The sequence below is a fragment of the Haloarcula sp. 1CSR25-25 genome (assembly GCF_032027985.1).
Taxonomy (GTDB): domain Archaea; phylum Halobacteriota; class Halobacteria; order Halobacteriales; family Haloarculaceae; genus Haloarcula.
On sequence record NZ_JAHYBW010000004.1, the window covers coordinates 240,216 to 258,452 of the forward strand.

17 protein-coding genes, 1 rRNA gene and 1 pseudogene are annotated in these 18,237 nt (G+C 63.5%); 10 read left to right on the top strand and 9 right to left on the bottom strand.

What is annotated here, in order from left to right; translation table 11 throughout:
• Positions 1 to 28: 28 nt before the first annotated feature.
• Together rrf and KZ498_RS13925 are read left to right on the top strand one after the other, a co-directional pair.
• A 5S ribosomal RNA gene (gene rrf / locus KZ498_RS13920) occupies positions 29 to 151 on the top strand.
• 182 nt (positions 152 to 333) lie between these two features.
• A complete protein-coding gene (locus KZ498_RS13925) occupies positions 334 to 1,158 on the top strand; it encodes a hypothetical protein (RefSeq protein WP_312619562.1) in 825 nt (274 codons plus the stop codon).
• A 77-nt stretch (positions 1,159 to 1,235) separates the two neighbouring features.
• Here the strand turns inward: KZ498_RS13925 and KZ498_RS13930 are convergent, their stop codons facing one another.
• From KZ498_RS13930 to KZ498_RS13945, 4 genes and pseudogenes are all read right to left on the bottom strand, one after another.
• The gene (locus KZ498_RS13930; protein WP_312619563.1) at positions 1,236 to 2,246 is read right to left on the bottom strand and encodes a hypothetical protein; all 1,011 of its coding nucleotides are present in this window, start codon (positions 2,244 to 2,246) and stop codon (positions 1,236 to 1,238) included.
• 313 nt (positions 2,247 to 2,559) lie between these two features.
• Positions 2,560 to 2,874 (bottom strand): annotated as a pseudogene (locus tag KZ498_RS13935) (cytochrome C biogenesis protein); the annotation flags it as partial.
• Between the two features lie 352 nt (positions 2,875 to 3,226).
• Positions 3,227 to 3,961, bottom strand: coding sequence for a universal stress protein (locus tag KZ498_RS13940; RefSeq protein WP_312619564.1), 735 nt, complete (start codon positions 3,959 to 3,961; stop codon positions 3,227 to 3,229).
• Between the two features lie 2 nt (positions 3,962 to 3,963).
• The gene (locus KZ498_RS13945) at positions 3,964 to 5,394 is read right to left on the bottom strand and encodes an APC family permease (RefSeq protein WP_312619565.1); all 1,431 of its coding nucleotides are present in this window, start codon (positions 5,392 to 5,394) and stop codon (positions 3,964 to 3,966) included.
• A 161-nt stretch (positions 5,395 to 5,555) separates the two neighbouring features.
• On the opposite strand from KZ498_RS13945, the gene KZ498_RS13950 reads away from it, so the two are divergent.
• Both KZ498_RS13950 and KZ498_RS13955 read left to right on the top strand, forming a co-directional pair.
• Entirely contained in the window at positions 5,556 to 6,809 is a 1,254-nt protein-coding gene (locus tag KZ498_RS13950; protein WP_312619566.1) for an inorganic phosphate transporter, read from the top strand.
• A 36-nt stretch (positions 6,810 to 6,845) separates the two neighbouring features.
• On the top strand, positions 6,846 to 7,322 hold the full coding sequence (locus tag KZ498_RS13955) for a Mov34/MPN/PAD-1 family protein (protein WP_396276130.1): 477 nt from the start codon (positions 6,846 to 6,848) through the stop codon (positions 7,320 to 7,322).
• Between the two features lie 87 nt (positions 7,323 to 7,409).
• Here KZ498_RS13955 and KZ498_RS13960 read toward each other — a convergent pair whose 3' ends face one another.
• A complete protein-coding gene (locus KZ498_RS13960; RefSeq protein WP_312619568.1) occupies positions 7,410 to 8,972 on the bottom strand; it encodes a sodium:solute symporter family protein in 1,563 nt (520 codons plus the stop codon).
• 419 nt (positions 8,973 to 9,391) lie between these two features.
• On the opposite strand from KZ498_RS13960, the gene KZ498_RS13965 reads away from it, so the two are divergent.
• The 3 genes from KZ498_RS13965 to KZ498_RS13975 all read left to right on the top strand — a co-directional run bounded on the left by KZ498_RS13965 (position 9,392) and on the right by KZ498_RS13975 (position 12,498).
• On the top strand, positions 9,392 to 10,408 hold the full coding sequence (locus KZ498_RS13965) for a phosphate uptake regulator PhoU (RefSeq protein WP_312619569.1): 1,017 nt from the start codon (positions 9,392 to 9,394) through the stop codon (positions 10,406 to 10,408).
• 194 nt (positions 10,409 to 10,602) lie between these two features.
• A complete protein-coding gene (locus tag KZ498_RS13970; RefSeq protein WP_312619722.1) occupies positions 10,603 to 11,709 on the top strand; it encodes an agmatinase family protein in 1,107 nt (368 codons plus the stop codon).
• A gap of 90 nt (positions 11,710 to 11,799) precedes the next feature.
• Positions 11,800 to 12,498, top strand: a complete 699-nt coding sequence (locus KZ498_RS13975) for an SDR family oxidoreductase (protein ID WP_312619723.1) — start codon at positions 11,800 to 11,802, stop codon at positions 12,496 to 12,498.
• 6 nt (positions 12,499 to 12,504) lie between these two features.
• Here the strand turns inward: KZ498_RS13975 and KZ498_RS13980 are convergent, their stop codons facing one another.
• Both KZ498_RS13980 and KZ498_RS13985 read right to left on the bottom strand, forming a co-directional pair.
• Positions 12,505 to 12,681 carry a hypothetical protein gene (locus KZ498_RS13980; RefSeq protein ID WP_312619570.1) on the bottom strand — a complete coding sequence of 59 codons (177 nt, stop codon included), beginning with the start codon at positions 12,679 to 12,681 and terminating at the stop codon, positions 12,505 to 12,507.
• A 97-nt stretch (positions 12,682 to 12,778) separates the two neighbouring features.
• Entirely contained in the window at positions 12,779 to 13,987 is a 1,209-nt protein-coding gene (locus tag KZ498_RS13985; protein ID WP_312619571.1) for a PQQ-dependent sugar dehydrogenase, read from the bottom strand.
• 161 nt (positions 13,988 to 14,148) lie between these two features.
• On the opposite strand from KZ498_RS13985, the gene KZ498_RS13990 reads away from it, so the two are divergent.
• Together KZ498_RS13990 and KZ498_RS13995 are read left to right on the top strand one after the other, a co-directional pair.
• The gene (locus KZ498_RS13990) at positions 14,149 to 14,823 is read left to right on the top strand and encodes a ribonuclease HI family protein (protein ID WP_312619573.1); all 675 of its coding nucleotides are present in this window, start codon (positions 14,149 to 14,151) and stop codon (positions 14,821 to 14,823) included.
• A gap of 121 nt (positions 14,824 to 14,944) precedes the next feature.
• On the top strand, positions 14,945 to 16,012 hold the full coding sequence (locus tag KZ498_RS13995) for an NAD(P)/FAD-dependent oxidoreductase (RefSeq protein ID WP_312619575.1): 1,068 nt from the start codon (positions 14,945 to 14,947) through the stop codon (positions 16,010 to 16,012).
• A gap of 161 nt (positions 16,013 to 16,173) precedes the next feature.
• Here KZ498_RS13995 and KZ498_RS14000 read toward each other — a convergent pair whose 3' ends face one another.
• A complete protein-coding gene (locus KZ498_RS14000) occupies positions 16,174 to 16,599 on the bottom strand; it encodes a transcriptional regulator (protein WP_312619576.1) in 426 nt (141 codons plus the stop codon).
• A gap of 578 nt (positions 16,600 to 17,177) precedes the next feature.
• Between KZ498_RS14000 and KZ498_RS14005 the strand changes: the two genes are divergently transcribed.
• Entirely contained in the window at positions 17,178 to 17,777 is a 600-nt protein-coding gene (locus KZ498_RS14005) for a TVP38/TMEM64 family protein (protein WP_312619577.1), read from the top strand.
• Between the two features lie 8 nt (positions 17,778 to 17,785).
• On the opposite strand, the gene KZ498_RS14010 is transcribed toward KZ498_RS14005, so the two are convergent.
• Positions 17,786 to 18,175, bottom strand: a complete 390-nt coding sequence (locus KZ498_RS14010) for a hypothetical protein (RefSeq protein ID WP_312619578.1) — start codon at positions 18,173 to 18,175, stop codon at positions 17,786 to 17,788.
• Positions 18,176 to 18,237 lie beyond the last annotated feature (62 nt).

Here is an 18,237-nt window from a genome sequence, read left to right on the forward strand (position 1 = left end):
TTATACGTATGGCTGTCAGAGGTGGAGTACAGGCGGCCACAGCGGTGGGGTCCCCTCCCGTACCCATCTCGAACACGGAAGATAAGCCCACCAGCGTTCCGGCGAGTACTGGAGTGCGCGAGCCTCTGGGAAACCCGGTTCGCCGCCACCATTCATACCTATTGTCCCGGTGAGCGACGCGAGTGTGTTGTCCCCGGGACGGATTCCCTGTCACCGTAGCCGGCGGACCCGCCTATGTCCCGTGGTTGGGGTTCAGTTTGTGCCGCCGAGTGACACACAAGTTCAGTTTTGAGTCTTGGGCACTTACTTACTGACGCTGTGATTTGACTCGGTATGGACCGCCGCTACGCCATTGGCCTCGTGGCGCTCGTCGCAGTCGGTGTCGGAGTGGTCGCTTTCACGACCTTCTGGTCTCCGCAGGCACCCGCTCCTGGTTCCGACCAGCCGTATCCTTCGGGGGCAGGACCGGACCAGATCAACTTCACGGCGCTCGAAGCAGACGATACGAACGTTTCGCACACCCCGCGGTCATACTGGGACTCCTACGCCATCGTCTACACCGCACCACCCGACCGCCCACTCATCGAGGGCGATTATTACATCAACTCCGCCACGGGCGAGATACTCGCCGACCGGTGGCACAACGCCACAGTCTATCGGAACGGGACGACGTATGCGGCCGTCCAACCGGCCGACGGTATCCCGAACGAGCGCCAGAGAGAGCAACTGGAATCGGACGACAGCTACGTCTACGACAACGCCACCGACGCCTTTTACCGATACGACCCGTACTACGGACAGATTGCGCCCACGAACATCGGTCGACACCCGGACCTCCTCGAAGGGTACACGTGGACGGCCACCAACACGACGACCCACCACGGTGTCCCCGTCATAACGTATCGCGTCACCGGCAAACGGGCGACCGCCGCCGACGCCCCGACGCCTCGCAACGGCACGCTCAAACTCGGGGCCGAGGATGGGGTCGTCTACGCGTTCGACATCACGTTCGAAAGCGGCGAGCGCGTAGACCGGTACACCTACCAGGTACGTCCCGCGCCCTTCCCTGACCACAGCTGGGTCGACTCTGCCCGCGAGGTCGCTTCCGGGAACGCTACCGAGACCACTACCCGGCGACAACCGTCCCAACCGCGATAACTCCACGCCCTGTGTTTCTCAGCGCAACAGCGAACAGCGTATGCTCTCCCCGCGGAGTTCCAGCGACTGACCGCCAGTCAGGGCGTCACGATCAGGCTGAACCGATAGACCGTGCCCTGGTATTCGGCCACGACGCCCCGGAAGTCGACTCGACCGTCGTAGCTGTCTATCTGCTGGAGGTCATCCGCGATACCGAACGCGTCCAGGACTTCGGCGAGTCCGTCGGAGGGAGGTGCGCCCTCTTCGTACCGGCGGGGCTCCTCGCTTATCGCGTCGTCTATCACCCCACGGGCGGCCTCCGAGAGGTCGCGCGAACTCAGGTCCAGTTCCAGAATCGCCGTTCGCGCGTGCTCCTCGAACTCCGCCCGATTGTCCGTGATCTCGTCGATAGCGTATGTCCACTCCGGAACAGTCACGGTCCGTTGCTCCGTGACAGGCCGGAAGTATTCGTCACTGTACTCGATGAAATCAAACGGTGGTGACGGGACGAGTTCGCTGGCGCCGGCGTCGAGGTGGCGGTGATACTCGACGGTCTGTAGCCCCTCGAACTGAGGCTCGCCCAGAAACCCGTCGCTGCCCGCATAGACCGCGTCGAGCGCTGCCTCGAGGACGCGTCTGTCCTGTGCTGAGCGGTCGAACGGTGGTCTCTCGACCGTCGCGTCCTCTGGCGGCGTCTCGTCAGTCCGCGTGACCGCAAAGTGCCAGCGTTCCCGTTCGAGATGCCGCTCTGCGCTGATCCGGACCTGATAAAAGACGCCGTCCTGCCGGAGGAACGACGGGCGCGGCCGCGTGTCCTTCCCCCACTGGTCCCGTCCGACGAGCGGCCACTGCTGGACGGTAACGCTGCCGGTGTCGTACAGTTCGGAGAGATACCCCTGCTTCGTCTCGGCAGTAAAGTCGACCCGGGTGGTCGCCGCAATAGCGGTCGGGTCGGGCCAGAGATACGGCCGCCCTACTGTCGAGAGGTCCTGTTCGCTGGCGATGAGCGCGTAGTCGTCGAGACCGCCGGGGTTCAGACAGCCGGCGCTTGCGGTGAGCACCCCGGACGCGCCGATGAGTCGGAGGGCGTGGCGGCGGGAGCAACGCATTGCTGTCCAGAAGTAATCAATAATCCGATAAATCGCTTGTGGTGTAGGCTCCGCCCACCGGTGTGAGTTTCGATGGGGAGCCACTCGTCGCCGTGGCGCGGTCACCCCACGTACGTCGCTGGCTCCTGACTATCAAGCTTAACTGGGACTGGGCTGTGCAGACAGGCTCGTCGTAGCGACGACCGACTGGCCGGATACGCTCGCTCGCCTTCCAGTGTCAGCCGCTCAGCTACTCCCGCGCCGCTGAACCCTCACCGCCTGATACTGTCCGTGACGACGTTCGCGTATGAAACACGCGGCCACTCGAACTATACTACAGCACGCCGAGTTCGAACACCGCGAGGTAGACCTGTCCGCCACCGGCCAGTATCGTCACAACGGCTGTGGCCTGTTGCATCCGTCTCACGTACATCCCGACGGTGTGCCAGAGGCCGACCCCAGCGCCCGCAAGCAGTGTCACGCCGACGAGCGGGAGCGCTACCCCGAGAGCGTACACTGTCAGGACGCGGATACTCGAGTGGACTGGCAACGCGAGCGCCTGGGAGACCACGCCGAAGAACAGCGGTACGACACATCCCGCTGGGGCGACAGCGTAGACAGCACCGAACACGCCGAAGCCGGTCACCGACCATCGGTCTAACCACACCGGTCGATTTGAGAACCGTCTGTCGGTGTATAGCCGGTACTTACGGCGTCGAATAGTTGGGAAATCTGGTGTGACTCTCGTAAACCGTCTTTCGCTGCGGTAGCACGATTTCGGGCTGTGTATGTGTGACAAATCCCCAGAGAAGCCAGGATGAGACGGCTTCCGCGGTCCGACCGGAATCCGGCGGGCCAGCGTGCTCCAAGGTCTTGCACAGCAGCAATATACCGGATGGGGACCCCGCCGACGCGATCCGTGGGCAGTGAGGCACGGAGTCTGCGCCTGGCTCGCCCACGCGAATAGCCATCCGGCCCACCGGACCCTGGACCTGACTGGGTCACTCGTCCTCGTCGCCCGGCGCTGGCTCGCGCTGGACCACGAACACCGGCCCGAGGAACCTATCGGCGACCTGGTCGGCTGGCATCCCGAACACGAACGTCGCAAGGGACGGGTCGGTTTCACCCATGACGACCGTATCGAACGACTCGGCCACGTCCGCGATGGCATCGAGTGGGTCTTGGTCGTGCTCGATTCGCGTCTCGACCCTCGAGGGGTCCATCCCGAACTCCGCCAATCGGTCCACCATCCCATTGAGAAGCGTCTGGACCTCCTCGTCTGTCGCGTCCTCGTCCGCGACGTGATACACCGTAACGGCAGCGTCCGTGTTTCCGAACACGCGGGCGACGACACGGGCGAGACGGTCGACTCCGATGGCCCCACGGACCGGAACAAGTACGTTTTCCACCGTCCCCGTCGCGTTCGGAACGAGAACGGCCATGCAGTCGTGCTCGACGGTCATGCGGTCGATCGTCTTCTGCCCGTTGTGTGTGAACACAAGCCGTCGCTCGACGGTCGCTCCGGCCGCCTCGAACATCTCCTCGTACATGTCGAGCCGTTCTACGGCTCGGTCCTCGAACTGCATCCTGGCCTGTCCGGGGGCAGTCTGTTCCGGGATGACGTGGTATCCCAGCAGGACGACGTGGGCATGCGCGAGAAGCTTGGGGACGCCCTCGGGGACCGATTCGCCTTCGAGCACGCGGATCGGGACGAGTATCGATGGTCGGTCCGTCATAGTCAGATGTCTCCTTTAAGGGTGACGTCCCCAGCGTAATAACGATACCAGAGGTACGAGACGAGCATGACCACGATGCCGATGCCGATCGACGCGGGCTGCATGAAGGCAATCAGTCCGAAGCTCGCGAGCGCACCCACGGCCGGGACCACCGGATAGCCCGGCACCTGATAGCTGGGTGAGTACCACTCGGGGTTCCGACGCCGCAACACTATCAGGGCGATACACATCAGCCCGTACATGATCAGGTGGAGAAACGACGCGACTTCGGCGAGGAGTTCGACCCGACCCGTCCCGACGAGGACGAGGATCGGACCGCCAGCAGCGAGCAACGCGACGTGTGGTGTGCCATACCGGAGGTTGACCTCGCTGGCCTTTCTTGGGAGCAAGGCATCGCGGCTCAGTGCGTACACCGCCCGCGAGGCGCTGAGAATCGACGCGTTCGCGCTCGAGAACGTCGCCAGCAGGCCGGCACCCAGAATCGCGACCGCACCGGGCAACCCGAGGAAGTCTCTGGCGACTTCGACCATTGCCGTCTCCCCGAACTCCCCCAGCCGGTCGGCGCCGAACGCGCTGGTCGCGACGAAGATCGTCACCACGTAAAAAACCGTCACGACCAGGACCGAGCCGACCATCGCCAGCGGGAGGTTCCGGCCCGGCCGTTTGATCTCACCCGCGACCGTTGCGACCTGGGCGAACCCCAGATACGACGTGAACACGAGCGCTGCGGTCGTCAACACCGGGAAGTATCCCCTGGAGAAGAACTGCTCCGGAACGGTTCCGCCGCCGAACACGCCCACGGCGTCGAGCACTCCGTAGGAGAGAAACCCCGTGAGCACCACGAGGAGAACTCCCACCACCACGTTCTGAATCTTCGCGGTGTTTTCGGTGCCGCCGATGCTCAGTGCCGTCAGTGCAACCCCGAACAACAGCCCGATGCCGATGACGGGACTGAACGGGAGCGCGACGCCGAGTTCGGCGAACACGGCGCTCGCGTAGTGACCGAGCCCGACCAGGTAGAACGCGGAGGCGAACATCAGGCCCAGCCACAGCCCGAGGCCGACGATCGAGCCGTAGGCCGTCCCCATTCCCCGCGAGATGAAGTAGTACCCGCCGCCGCTCCGTGGCATCGCCGTCGCGAGCTCCGACGTCGGAAGTGCCACGAGCAACGCGATCAGGCCGCCGATCGCAAACGAGAGGGTGGCAGCGAGGCCGGCGTTGGCGGCCGCCAGCCCAGGGAACACGAAGATTCCGGCTCCGATCATCGTCCCGATTCCGATCGCCAGCCCACCGACCAGCCCGATGGTCCGTTCGAGTTCGACGTCGTCGTCGTGGACCGTCGTGTCGTCGGTGACGGCTTCCGGCTCCGCGGCAGGCGATTCCCCGGCAACGTTCTCTCCCGCTGGTTCGACGTCGACCGGCTGGTCATTCATATGACAAGATAGTTTTAACTGTCGGATAAAACCGCCGACGGGGCATGTGGCTGACGCTGCAGACAGCGAAGCTCATCGGGGCGACATACACCGCACAACTCGAACTTAAATGAACAGGCCATTATGTCTGTATCCGAAATGGCGCGTAGAGAATCGCGTTCATGGTTTCGCTGCTTGTCATCTTCGGCCTCCTCGTCGCCGTGTTCGTGGGGTTCAACATCGGCGGCTCGTCGACAGGGGTCGCGTTCGGACCAGCCGTCGGGAGCAAGCTGGTCAGAAAGGTAACAGCGGCAGCCCTCTTCAGCGTGTTCGCGTTCATCGGGGCGTGGACGGTCGGCCGCAACGTCATCGTGACGATGAGCGAGGGAATCGTGCCGGCCGCACAGTTCACCCCCGTGGCCGGTGTCGGCGTCCTGTTTTTCACTGGCCTCTCGTTGCTGGTCTCGAACGTCTATGGCGTCCCAGCCTCCACCTCGATGACGGCTGTGGGGGCGATCGTGGGGCTCGGGCTCGCGACGGACTCGCTGAACGAGGCGCTGATGTTCACCATCGTCTCCGCGTGGATTGTCGCCCCGCTCATCGGACTCGGTATCGGTGCGGTCATCGGACGGTACGCTTATCCACAACTCGAAGCCCGACTGTCGTTCACCCGCCTCGAACGGCAGTTGCTACAGATCGACCGCTCGGGACGGTTCCCCCGCGTCCGGTTCAACAGGAACGCGTCTCCGCGTGATCTCGCCGGCTCGGCGCTGGTGCTTGGCATCGCCTGTTACATGGGCTTCAGCGCGGGGGCCTCGAACGCTGCGAACGCGGTCGCCCCCCTGGTCGGCAACGGCGCAGTGACGGTCGATCAGGGCGTGCTTCTCGCAGTCGGGGCCATCAGCCTCGGTGGGTTCACCATCGCCAGACGCACTCTCGAAACCGTCGGTGACGGCATCACCGACCTGCCCATTCTGGCGGCACTTATTGTCTCCTCCGTCGGTGCGACTATCATCACCATCCTCTCGTACTACGGCATCCCGGCGAGCCTCGCAGTGAGCACGACCTGCTGTATCATCGGCCTCGGGTGGGGGCGCGCGAGTCGTGCGGTCACGCTTGCGGAACTCGCCACGCCGCCGTCAGAGGCCCAGCCGGGACCGAATCTCGGTACTGGCGCCCTCGCTGCCCCATCGACCGAGGCGGACAGCGCAGCAGGGCCGACCGTGGGCGACCTCGCGTCCGGAGAGGCCCAGGACACCGAGGAGACACACGAGGAGTCCCTCTCGGTCCCACCGATCGGCGAGGAGGACATCGAAGAGCTGACCGCCGAGAGCCTGTTCGACCCGGCAGCGACGAGCCGAATCGTCGTTCTCTGGATTCTCACGCCCTCGCTGTCCGTCGTCGGGTCGTACCTCCTCTTCGCGCTCCTGCTGTGAGCCGGACATCACCGGCCGACCAGTCGAAACAACTCTATGGCTACATCCGCTATCTTCGGTACTGTGGGGCTCAGTAACCGGACCAAGGCGCTCACTATTCCCGACGACGTTCGGGATGCGATAGCGGCACATATCGCGGCGCGTCACCCCAACGAGGCCGGGGGATACCTCGCGTGTACCCGACGTGGTGACCGGTTGTACGCGACCGACCACGTCCCGCTCGAGAACGTCTCCCCGAGGCCGCGGCGTCGGTTCGTCGCCACGGCCACCGAAGAGGTTCCACCGGAGCCACGGGTGTTCTATCACTCACATACGTCGGCCTCGACCCCGTCCGGACTGACTGGCACCGACCGACGGAACATCCGTGACCGGTTCGCGCTCGTCGTGTTCGCCCCCCACGGGGACCCCTACAGTTACCGCCTGTTCCGACTGGGCGTGTTTCATTGGCGAGAGCTTCCCGTGACGTCTGGGGAGTCCCCCGAGGAGACGGCCAGACTGCCTCGGCTCGTCTGAGGCGGCTGTCGGCAGCGCCTTGAGTCGGCACTGCTGTACGCTGGTCGGGAACGGAATCAGCTGGTAGGGGTACAGAGCGGTATCGGGCTAGTCTTCCTCGCCGCCAGCTACGATGTTGGGGTTGCTCTGTTTCTCGACACTGTATATCGGGTAGTCGTCCTTGGTGACGTAGGCGATGACGAGGAACGCCACGAGGCCCACCGCGGCGGCGATGAACGTCGGCAGGCCGTCGAAGGCGGCGGTGAAGATGTCGTTGGGGATGTACAGGAGCGTGTTCTCGTAGGCGTAGGTCGTCGGCACCAGCACGAACAGCACGAGCCGGGTCACAGAGCCGGCGACCATCGAACCGAGCGCCGCCGGCGTCGTGGCGATATCGGACCAGTACAGCCCCATCACCAGCGGGACAAAGGCGCCGGCCAGCATGATGTCGAACGCCAGGACGAGCAACATCCCGGTCGCGGACACTCGTATCGCGAGGAACACGCCAAGCAGCGTGATCGGGACCGACATCAGGCGCGTGACGGTGAGCAGTTTGTCACTCTCCGAACCGAACAGGCCCTCATCGACGCCGCCGTCCGCGGCCGCCGCAGGGCTGCCAGCGCTCTCTTCGTCGACGCGGATGTTGCCGATGTTCCGGGCGATGACAGCCGAGGTGCCCAGTATCGCGCCGTCGCTCGTCGAGAACGAGGCGGCGACGATGCCAGCGAGGACGAGTGCGGCCAGCCACGGGGGTATGGCGTTTTGCAGGAGCGTGTACAGCACGGCCTGGTTCCCGGCCTCGACGCCGAGCGAGGCCAGAATCGGGTTTGCTGACAGCGCCACGATGGAGAACGGGATACCGATGACGAGCGTGCCGGCGGCCCCGATGAAGCAGGCCTTCTGTGCGGTTTCGGGGCTGTCAGCCGCGAACACCCGCTCCATGAAGTCGATGGCGACGATGTCACCGAGGCCGAGGGCGACGATGGTGGCGAGGTTGATGTACGCCCCCTGGCTCGGGTCGGTGAGTTGCCCGAGGTTGGTCGGCCCCATCCCGGAGGGAATCGTGATACCGTAGTTGGTCGTGACGTAGACGATGAGCGCGATGGAACCGACGAACGCGATGCCGGCCTGTATCACGTCGGTGTACGCGACCGAGAACAGACCGCCGGCGACAGTGTACGCGAGCACGAGTCCGGCGATGATAAACACGCCAAGCTGGAAGCTCGTCCCGACGAAAATCTGGAAGAGGTACCCGCCGGCGACGAGATTCCCCGCCAGCAGGAACGCGTAGGCGACGGACATAATCACACTCGCGACGATTTCGGCGGTGCGGCCGTACTTCCGGCGGTAGAAGTCCGGCAGCGTCGTGAGATTGAGCCGGTTCATCGGTTTCGCGAAGAACAGCCCGGTGAGGAACAGGCAAAGCGCCAGCCCCACCGGCAGTGCCGCACCGGCCCAGAAGCCAAAGCCAGCGGCGAGGTCGGTGTTGCCGAGCGTCGCGTTCGAGTCCAGCGACTGCGCCATCAGCGTCGCCGCGGCCAGCGGGAGGATGAGCCCCCGCCCGGCGACGATGTAGTTGATGCTGTCCCCCTTGACCTTCTTGGCGACGTAGAACCCGATCGCCATCATCGTCACGATGGTGCCAGCGAGGCCGTAGAGGATGACGCTCACGGCGAACCACCATCGCTGACGATTGAACAGGTATAGATGGTTTCGACGTACGATTCCACAGAGATAGGCCCGAACCGGTTTTGAATTGGGCGGTATTCAGTCACATGAGTTGCGTTTTGGGCACTACATAAAGGGGTTATGACAGTATTGTTTACACAGTAGAGTTATCCCGAAACGGCCATGGACTGTAGGCATAGGTAGATGGACACATGTACAGTACACAACGATATTACTTTCCTGAAATTGTTTTAATACTACACTGGAATACAGCACCATCCCTGTCCACTTTTGAAGCTATCTGGAGAAATTGTTTCAACCGGAAGTAGAAAATGCGTCCTAAACAGATACCAAGTAGAGAAATCGATGGCAGAACCGCAAAAATACAGGAGTAATAGACAGTGACGCCCGACCCGATTCGAATGAAACGGAAGGTCCAGCAGCTGGGCTCCTCCACGCTGGCGGTGACGGTGCCCGTCGACTGGGCGCGCCAACACGACATCTCGAAGGGTGACGAGGTCATCGTCCAGCGCGACGAGAACGGCGGGTCGCTGCTCGTGGTCCCCGAACAGCCAACCATCGAGGACGTGGAGGCGACCATCGACGCCGACGCGCTGACCCCTGATGCCCTAGAGCGGGCCATCATCACGCAGTACGTTCTGGGACGGCAACTCATCCGGGTCGAGGCGACAGCACCGCTGGGTATCGAACACCGCGACGCCATCATGAACGCCGAGCGGCGGCTGATGGGCCTAGGTATCGTCGAACAGGCCGAAACGACGGTGACGGTGCGGTGCTCGGTCGCACCGAAGGATTTCGACCTCCCGACGCTGCTCGGGCGGCTCAGCCGCACCGAAGCGGTGATACGCGGGGACGCACTGACCGCACTCATCGAGGGTGACACCGCCCTCGTCGAGACAGTGGAGAGCCGCCAGGACCAGGTCGAGAAGCTGTTTTACCTGTTCCTGCGCCTGGTGTTTACCATCTACCGGAACCCCCGGCTGAACCAGGCCGTCGGGCTGGAGACCGGCTTTCCCCTTATCGGTTACCGGTCGGTCGCACAGGACGTGGTGCTGATGACCGACACGGCCATCGAGATTGCGGAGCTTGCCACCGAGTCGGCGACGCCCGACCCGACAACCGCCTCGAAGCTCACCGAACTCGGCGACGCGCTCGCCGACGCCGCGAGCGCGACCCGGACGGCGGTGACGACGCCCGACTACGACACGACCGAAGACGCCCGCGCCGCGTTCGAACTTGTCGACGACCGGATCGCCGAACTGAACGCCCACCTCGAATCCGAGCGCCCCGAACCCCTGCTCGCGCTCCAGCGCGCCGTCGTCCTGCTGGAGCGAAGCGCCAGATACGCCCGCGACAGCCTCTCTGTTGCGACGCATCTGGCCTTCCGGAACGACCCCTCGCTGGTCACCGGGGAGTAACTGCCGTGCGGAGGCCGCCGGGCGCCGAGAATCCTTTAATCCCTTAAGGAAACTCCAACCGTACATGCCGACTCGTGGTCATTGGAGTGGGTTTTACACATCCGAAGGAACGCTTTTCAGTAGTTCTCAAGCATCTACTTATGTCGACAATCACACTGGGTTCGACCAGTTCGAATCCGGAAAACTACGAGAACATGACTGAACGAAACGGCGACGACATCTACGGCGAGAAGCACAAGGAAGCGAACGAACCCATCTTCAGCGGCATCCCGACCTTCCTCAAACTCCCCGAGGTGGACCGCGACGCACTCGACGAGGAGGACGTCGACATCGGTATTCTCGGCGCGCCACTGGACACGGCGACGACCATTCGTCCCGGCACCCGCTACGGCCCGCGTGCGGTCCGGGCCGCCTCGACGGTCCCCTCGCCCCCCTACGAGCATTTCAACATCGAGACCGGTATCGACCCCTTCGATACCTTCAGCGTCGCCGACACTGGTGACGCGGCTGTCTCCCCCGGCGATACCCGTCAGAGCCAGCTGAACATCGAGGACGCCGTCTACGAGATCAGCGAGCAGGCCACGCCCATCGTCATCGGCGGCGACCACTCCATCTCCTACCCCGACATCAAGGGCTGGGCCGAAGCCAACGGCTACGACGACATCGGTCTCATCCACTTCGACTGCCACGCCGATACCGGTGACGAGGGGCTGACCGGGTTCGAGTACGACCACGGCGCGTGGGTCAAGCGCGTCTTCGACGACGACCTCATGGCCGGCGAGAACTACACCCTCATCGGCCCGCGTGGCTTCTGGCCGGGGCCGGACACCTACGAGGAGATGCGAGACGCCGGCATGAAGTGGTACACTTCCATGGAAGTCGGCGGAATGGACCTCGACGACATCGTCGCCGACGCGGTCCAGCGCGCCACCGACGGTACCGACGCCGTGTGGGTCTCTTTCGACGTGGACGTTATGGAACCGGCCTACGCGCCCGGCACCGGGGAACCCGAACCCGGCGGCCTCATCCCGCGGGAAGCCATTTACATGGTCCGGGAGGTCGTCAAGGCACTCGACCCCGAGGACTTAGGCTTCGACGTGGTCGAGGTCTCGCCGGCCTACGACGCCAGCGACAGCAGCTCCTACAACGGTGGTATCACCAGCGGGCTGGCCAACCGACTCATCATCGAGGTGATGGGGAGTATGGCACTCGCCGAGAAGGGGCTCGAATCGGGCGACCCGATAAAACCGAAGGAACCGCTCGGTCCCGCGGAGGAAGCCGAGACGCCCGCGGACGACTGACTCGGATATCCCCTCGAATTTTTGACGGTACCGCCCCTACGTTGAGAAGTGGTAGCAATTCAGCCGGAACTGGACGGGCGAACTGTTCTTGTGACGGGGTCGGCAAAGCGCGTCGGCCGTGAGATGCTCCTCGAGTTGGCGGCTGCCGGTGCCGATGTCGCTGTCCATTACCTGACGAGCGAGGAAGCGGCGGCGGAGACGGCAGCCGACGCACGAGACCACGGCGTCGAGGCGACAACCGTACAAGGAGACGTAACGGACCCGGACGCCGTTGCTTCGCTGTTCTCTGACTGCGAATCGGAGCTGGGCGCCGTCGATATCTTGGTCAATGCCGTTGGCCCGCTCCCGCAGGGGCGATGGGACGAGCTGTCCCTCGACGAGTGGAAGACCGCCGTCGAGGGGTGCCTGTACTCGACGTACCTCTGTTCGCAGCGCGCGCTCCCGGCGATGCGGTCAGCCGGCTGGGGGCGGATTGTCAACTTCGGCGTGGCGGACGCGCGGGACGACAGGGCAGTGCCGATGAACTTCCCGTACTTCGCGGCGAAGAAGGCGGTCCTGCAGTTCACGCGGACGCTGGCGTACGATACACAGGACGACGGAATCACTGTCAACGCCGTGTCGCCGTTCGCCGTCGAGAACACCGTCGTGGACGTGTCTGAGTACCCGCGCGGGCGGCCGGCCACGTTCGAGGACGTCGCCGCACCGATTCTGTTTTTCTGCAGTGACGCGGCCGCCTACATCTCCGGCCAGAACGTCGCCGTCGACGGCGGTCGACTACAGGAAGCCTGACCGGTATCAGGCGCTATCGGCGGCGTCCGACCCGTCGTCGTCTCGCCGTGCAAGCAGTATGCCGGCGAGGAAACACGCAGCCCCGAGTCCGTACAGACCGTAGCTCAGCAGTTGTCCCGAAACGACGAACCCCGCGACGATTAGTACTCCGAACGCGGTGTGCAGAATCGCAGTCCCTTTCACAGTTATTTTAGCGTACTCTGAATCAAAAATGACGCGGTACGGGGCCGGCTCCTTGCGATTGTATCCGTATGGAACACGTGGAGAGGAGAGCCCCTGCTCAGGCAGGGCGGAGCCGGGCGATGGGGGCGTCCGGAGCGTCGATGGCAGCGAGTACGTGTCCGGTGTCGGGTGCGACCGCGACGTCACGGATTCGCCACCCGCGGTCCTCGAGGAGTGGCGTCGCTTCCTCGACTGTTCGCCCATCGACGGTGAACCGGGCGAGATACCGCGATGCCAGCCCGCCGACGAGCAGGTCACCGTTCCACTCCGGGAAGGCGTCGCCGGTGTAGAAGGTCGCACCGCTGGGCGGGAATCCCCCTGACCCGCAGTCCCAGGAGTACACCGGCGCCACGACGTCGTCGCGGTCCGCGTGGCTGACGCCGATCGGGTCGCCGCTGCCGTAGGTACAGCCCTCGTCGGCGACCGGCCAGCCGTAGTTGCCACCTCGCTCGACGATATTGATCTCGTCGCCGTCCTGCTCGCCGAACTCGGTCTGCCAGATGGCACCCGTGTCGGGATGGACGGTCATCCCCTGGGCGTTGCGGTGGCCGTAGCTGAATATCGAATCGACCGCGTCCGGGTCCTCGACAAAAGGGTTCGAATCGGGAATCTCGCCCGAGGGCGTCAGTCGAAGCGTGGTCCCGAGTTCGTTCGTCCTGTCCTGGGCGACGTGGTCGGGCCCGAAGTCCTTGAACTGCCTGTCACCGACAGTCATGTACAGGGACTCGTCCGGTCCGAACACGACGCGGGACCCGAAGTGCCCGTCGGAGTCGACGAACGGCTCCGCAACGTGCAGTCGTTCGAACCCCTCGAACCGCGCGTCGGCCACGTTCAGGCGACCACGGCCGAGGTGCGTGGCAGACTCGCCGCTGTTGTTGGCCTTCGAATACGTCAGATACACCCACGCGGGGTCCGGGAAGCCGGGATGGAGCGCCGCATCGAGCATCCCGCCCTGGCCGCTCGCGTACACCGACGGTGCGCCGCTGACGGGCGTGACTGTTCCGTCCGCTGAATCGACCAGCACCACGCGGCCGACACGCTCTGTGACTAGCACCTGTGAGCCCTCGGGCAGCGGCGTGACGCTCCATGGCGATTCAAGTCCGTCGACGACGGTCTCGACGGTCATGGCCGTCTCGGAACTGCCAGCCTGTCCGGAATCCGTCGGTGTGGCGCCGTCTACCCCCTGGTCGTCACTGGGGGCACTACAGCCCGAGAGCGCTCCAGCGACTGTGAGCCCGCTTGCAGCGAGGAAGGTCCGTCTGTCCATCGTGGTCACGCCTACGGTCCCGGTGCTGTTAACTGCGGTCCCGGCTGGTTCACTGAATCAGGGTCCCAGTCGGCAGCCGGCAGTCACGGTGCGTCTACAGTCGTTCTGGTCCCGGTGTGGCGAAGTGTCTTTACTCACTCGTGGGCTAGTACCCGTCATTGATGGACCGACACAATCAGCCAGCAGGTGACAGAGAGCGGCTGCCGGCAGAGACGCTCTCGCCGCTTGCGGCCCGGGTCGACGAACTGCTGGCGCTGTATCGGTACGAACTCACCCCCGCTATCGATGCAATCAACGCTGCCGTCCCCGGATACGGCGGGCTGTTCGACCCGGAGACCACCGCCGATGAGCTACGGTCCGCAATCGATGCGCTTCTCGAAGCCGGTCCATCCCCGTCACAGCAGACCGCCCCGGACTCCGCCGCGTCCCAGGTGGTCCTCTATGTAGACGGCAGCGCGCACAGTAACGGGCCGGCCGGTGCCGGGGCTGTGCTTCAGACGGAAGGGACACAGCTCGCCCGGCTCGGGCGCCCGGTCGGGTCGAAGACGAACAACAACGTTGCTGAATACGCGGCCCTCCATCTCGGCCTTCGGGCACTGGCTGTACGGTGTGACCCTGATTCGGTCGAGATCCGAATCGATTCGATGACCGTGATCAACCACATCTGGGGTGATAGCGAGAGCACTGTGCGGGCAACTCCGTACAGCACGGCTATCACTGACCACCTGTCGATGTTGCCCACCCACGAGTGGACGCACCTGGCCGACAGTGACCCGAACCCGGCCGACGCGCAGGCGGCAGTCGGGGCCGACATCGCTGCCCTCGGCCCCGGGTGAGACAGCGCCGCCGGCGGCCCGGCCCCGCCCTTCGCTCGCGGGTCGACCCGGCGGTGTCAGATAGCTGTGTATCTGACCGTTAGTCTGCCGTTTTTATTCCCCGACCCCGTAAAATACCGTAATGTACACCGATGGGCAGTTCGACTATGACGTGGCCGTGGTCGGCGGCGGGCCGGCCGGGCTGACGAGCGCACTGTACACCACCCGACTTGGAATGGACACGATTGTCATCAACCGTGGCGGGGGCCGCGCTGCGATGATGACCGACACGCACAACGTCATCGGCGTCACCGAGGACGTCTCGGGCAACGAGTTCCTGGAGACGGCCCGTGAACAGGTGCAGGACTACGGCGGTACCTACGAACGGGGCTTCGTCGAGTCGGTGGCCCCACTCGCAGACGGGGATGGATTCACCGTGACGACGAGCGACGACGAACTGGCGGTCAAACGAGTCGTCCTGGCAACCGGTTTCGCCGACGAGCGTCCGGACCCGCCGCTGCCACGCACCGGCAAGGGGCTCCACTGGTGTCTCCACTGTGACGCCTTCATGTTCGTCGGCGAACCGGTCTTCGTTATGGGGACCGGCGAAGCCGCGGCCCACGTCGCGATGATTATGCTGAACTACACTGACAGCGTTGATATCCTGACTCGTGGCGAAGCGCCCGAGTGGAGCGACGAAACGCAGACGATGCTCGACAACCACCCGGTCGAAATCGTCGAAACGGAGCTGTCTGGCAAACGGACCGACGACGACGGCTGGCTGTCGGCCTACGAGTTCGAGGACGGGAGCGTTCGGGAGTACAAGGGCGGCTTCCCGATGCTCGGGTCGAACTACCACGCGCAACTGGCCGACGAGCTAGACATCGCTAGAAACGACGACGGAACAGTGGCCGTCGACGACCACGGGGAGACCAGTGTCTCCGGCGTCTACGCGGTGGGAGACCTCACCCCGGGCCACAACCAGATCCCCGTCGCGATGGGCGAGGGCGCGGACGCGGGCATCGCGGTCCACAAGGACCTCCGGAAGTACCCGCGCTCAGTCGAAGACATCGAGTCCGACGGGGCGGTCGAGGACACCGAGGTGCCGGCTGTCTCGGAAGAACTGTTCGCGACAGCGCTGATGCACGAGGGGCACGCCGCCGGGCCACGTTCGGAGACTCCGCCAGAAGTCCGTGCTGACGACGACTGACGCTCCCAAGAGCTGACGGTCCGGTGCTCGCCGCGCTGGAGCGGTGTACAGAGACGAAGAATCCAACGGAGTTCTACCGAGCCCTCGCACCCGAAACAGCCGGAAGGAACTGCAGACCAGAGACGCGACGAGGCAAGCAGGTATCGGCTCCGGGAGGCGGGCTACTCGTCTTCGGATGCACGCTGACGATAGGATTCAAGCAGGTCATCGAGGAGCAAACAGCGGGGATCCGTGACCGGGTACGCGGTATCGATATACTCCTCTGCCGTCTCGATGTCGCCGCGAACAGCGAACTGCCGAACGCGAGCAGCGTTCTCGTAGAAGTTCTCGTTGATCTCCGGTGACATCTCGGCTCCGCTGGTGGCCGGCTGGTGCTGAAACACCTCTCTCTGGAGTTCGGCGAAATCAACCATCTCTGGCTCGTAATCCTCGATTTCAGAGAGGACATACTCGACTGCGAACCGCTGAAACTCGGACTTGTTCGAGAAGACGCCCTCCTCTACCATCTCCTCGACGCAGTCCATCACCGTTTCGGGAAACCGTACCGTTGATTTGACCACGTGTTTATCATCAGACTGTCGAACCATATAAAATATACTCCCGATAGACCTACACCGCGTCCCGACCGACTGGCGCAGTTTGCGGTGCGGTGCGACCGACTGACACAGTCCGTGGTGCGGTGCGACCGACACCCTCCCGGAAAATCCCATCACGGACAGCCCGAACAAGGCTCCAGCTATGGCCGTTCGACTGTCCGATACCAGCGAGTATGCGATTGGTTTCGAGTTCAGCAACACACAGCGGGTGTGGTCGAGAGTGAGAAGTGTGGAAAAAGGTCGACGCCACTGCACAACTCATTTCTCGGACCGACCTTGTGCGGGCATTTAATGGTATCCAGCAGAGTGGTCAATCACAGACATGCTCCCTTTCGGTGGACTGCCGTTTTCTCGTCACACCCGGATGTGCGGGACTGTGTCGTCTGGAACCCTGAACCGATGGTACTCCCTCGTGAGAGCGAGAGCCCCTTCTCGAACGGACTAGCGCAGTGATGCCCTTCCCGCCACGTCCCCCTAATCAGAGAATATTCGCCTCTTCACGTGCCCGGAGACAGTTTATCGTCCATCTACTGTTCGGTTCGATTCTACTCGTCGGGGGCGTCCTTCTATTGCGACAGCACCTGGCGTTTCTGTTCAACGCCGCGGCAGTCCGCACGTTCGTCCGAGGGTTCGGTATATGGGCACCGGTCGTGCTGATCGCGCTCCAGGCGATCCAAGTGGTGGTGGCTCCGGTCCCCGGCCAGGTACTGGCCGCAGTCGCCGGGTATCTCTTCGGGCCGTGGTGGGGCACGCTGTACAACATGATCGGGATTACGATCGGGAGTACGCTGGCGTTCTGGCTGTCGCGTCGCTTCGGCCGGGCCTACGTCGAACGCATGATTGACGACGAGGCGCTGGAGACGTTCGATGCGTTCGTCGAAAGTCACGGACTTCTCAGCCTCTTCATCCTGTTTTTGATACCGGGATTACCGGACGATGCCCTCTGTCTCGTCGGGGGGCTCACGCCGATTCCGCTCTGGAAACTCGTCCTCATCGCGATTATGGGGCGAGCGCCTGCCTTCTTTTTTGTCAACGTCTTCGGCCATCTCGTCGCAAACGGCGACCTGTACGAAGCGTTGGTTCTCTTGGGCCTCATCGTGGGGCTCTCGATTATCGGCTATCTGAATCGGAATCGAATCACGCAGTTCCTGGACCGACGGTTCTTTTGACGGTCCGATTATGCTGTGTCGGCCTCGCTTGTCGATGAGAGTGGCGTGACCCGAAACACGTAGTCTTCGTAGGTGTTATCGAGATTCGTCGGGCTCTCTTCGTCTGCGTGGTCTCGACACAAAACGGCCGTTGCTTCGACTGCACCGTGCCCTGTCTCCTCCTGGTATCGTTCGAGGACTTCAAACGCAGCCGGCTCGTCGCAGCCGCGCCGATGACACCGACGAGCCGTGTCCGGACTGTCAGCCTCCTCACGTCGAGTGTCATCGGGCTCAGCCACTGTCTCGTCAGGAGGTTCAACTTCGTCGGCCCGGGCGCGCTCCTCCGTTATCTCGCGCTCTCGCTGGCGCCGTTCTTCGCTATCCGCCTGTCGTTCGCGTCCCTTTTTCGTGTCTGCCATCTATCCATTTAGGGCAGCGGACGACATAATCCTGTGGTCGGCTCTCCACTATGCCGTGTGGG

Coding starts and splice junctions, on each gene's coding strand:
- KZ498_RS13925 (WP_312619562.1), top strand. CDS start 334: ATGGACCGCCGCTACGCCATTGGCCTCGTGGCGCTCGTCGCAGTCGGT.
- KZ498_RS13930 (WP_312619563.1), bottom strand. CDS start 2,246: ATGCGTTGCTCCCGCCGCCACGCCCTCCGACTCATCGGCGCGTCCGGG.
- KZ498_RS13940 (WP_312619564.1), bottom strand. CDS start 3,961: ATGACGGACCGACCATCGATACTCGTCCCGATCCGCGTGCTCGAAGGC.
- KZ498_RS13945 (WP_312619565.1), bottom strand. CDS start 5,394: ATGAATGACCAGCCGGTCGACGTCGAACCAGCGGGAGAGAACGTTGCC.
- KZ498_RS13950 (WP_312619566.1), top strand. CDS start 5,556: ATGGTTTCGCTGCTTGTCATCTTCGGCCTCCTCGTCGCCGTGTTCGTG.
- KZ498_RS13955 (WP_396276130.1), top strand. CDS start 6,846: ATGGCTACATCCGCTATCTTCGGTACTGTGGGGCTCAGTAACCGGACC.
- KZ498_RS13965 (WP_312619569.1), top strand. CDS start 9,392: ATGAAACGGAAGGTCCAGCAGCTGGGCTCCTCCACGCTGGCGGTGACG.
- KZ498_RS13970 (WP_312619722.1), top strand. CDS start 10,603: ATGACTGAACGAAACGGCGACGACATCTACGGCGAGAAGCACAAGGAA.
- KZ498_RS13985 (WP_312619571.1), bottom strand. CDS start 13,987: ATGGACAGACGGACCTTCCTCGCTGCAAGCGGGCTCACAGTCGCTGGA.
- KZ498_RS13990 (WP_312619573.1), top strand. CDS start 14,149: ATGGACCGACACAATCAGCCAGCAGGTGACAGAGAGCGGCTGCCGGCA.
- KZ498_RS13995 (WP_312619575.1), top strand. CDS start 14,945: ATGTACACCGATGGGCAGTTCGACTATGACGTGGCCGTGGTCGGCGGC.
- KZ498_RS14000 (WP_312619576.1), bottom strand. CDS start 16,599: ATGGTTCGACAGTCTGATGATAAACACGTGGTCAAATCAACGGTACGG.
- KZ498_RS14010 (WP_312619578.1), bottom strand. CDS start 18,175: ATGGCAGACACGAAAAAGGGACGCGAACGACAGGCGGATAGCGAAGAA.